Raw genomic sequence first — 1,154 nt, 5'->3', positions numbered from 1 at the left:
GCACCGGATCAGACCGGCCAGCAGCGCGTCTCCATGCTTGGGCGCGCCGTGATGCCGACCGGTGGGAACGTTGCTGCTGACCATTGTGCGGATCGCTTCGAACCTCTCCCAGCTCACATACCCGTCGTGGGTATTTGGCTTCAGCGCCAGCCATTCGTTCCGCGTCTTGCGGCGGATCCTCACGCTCACGCCCTCGGCGCTGTATCCCGCCGCCACAGCCGTCTTACCATAAGCATAAGCGCCGCCGTAGACCGGGTTCTCAATGATCCGGTGGATGGCGGAGTAACTCGGTCGCCGCCAGGCTGTGTCGCCGTTGGTCTGCTTCACCGGCAGATCGAGATTGTACTCGTGGAGCCAGCAGAGCGCCTGTCGCGCACTGCCCAGTTCCTCGACCTTGTCGAACACCAGCTTAATCGCTTCCTGGACACGCCGATCCGGATCTTTCTCATAATGGTCGCCGGCCTTCACGAAGCCGACGGGCGCCGCCACAACCAACTCGCCCCGGCGCGCCTTCTCGTAGCGGGCCGAGAGCGAGCGCTGGCGCAACAAATCCAGTTCGTACTCGTTGAGGCTGCCCTTGAGCCCGAGCAGCAGGCGGTCGTTGCCGTGCCTTGGCGCATAGATGGTCTCCTGATCGACCAGAACGGTATCGACCACGCGGCACATCTCGATGAGTTGCTGCCAATCCCGGCTGTTGCGAGCGAAGCGCGAGACCTCGCGGGCGCAAACCGCACCAACCTTGCCGAGGCAAACCTCCGCCACCATCCGCTCAAAGCCAGCGCGTTGTACCCCGCCGGCGGCTGAACGACCGAGATCATCATCGATCACTTCGATCTCTGACCACCCGAGCGCCGTGAGCCGGTCCCGCATGGCGTATTGCAACGCGCTGCTCTCGCGATTGTGCAACACCTGATGTGCCGAGGATTGGCGCACGTAAAGAATCGCCTTGCGCTCCAGATGATGAGGCCTGACTTTGTCAGAGATCATGATCGACCTCCTTCGCGGGCGGCGTCGCTGTCATCGCAGCATGGTCGAGGATCAACTGCGTCATCAGGCTCGTGAGGGCCGCCCGGGCTTCCGCCGGCAGCTCCGGCCATGCTGGCGCGCCGATGGCGCCGTTCGACAGGCCGCTCCCGAACAGATCCATCTGCGGC

The 1,154-nt window shown here is 63.7% G+C and carries 1 protein-coding gene; it reads right to left on the bottom strand.

What is annotated here, in order from left to right; genetic code table 11:
* A partial coding sequence (locus IVA82_RS27280; protein ID WP_247493644.1) for a recombinase family protein occupies positions 1-987 on the bottom strand: 987 nt, incomplete at its 3' end.
* Positions 988-1,154 lie beyond the last annotated feature (167 nt).

It is taken from the genome of Bradyrhizobium sp. 142, from assembly GCF_023074015.1.
Classification (GTDB): Bacteria; Pseudomonadota; Alphaproteobacteria; order Rhizobiales; family Xanthobacteraceae; genus Bradyrhizobium.
The sequence above is the reverse complement of the archived record's forward strand: the minus strand, read 5'-3'. Positions and strand labels throughout refer to the sequence as shown.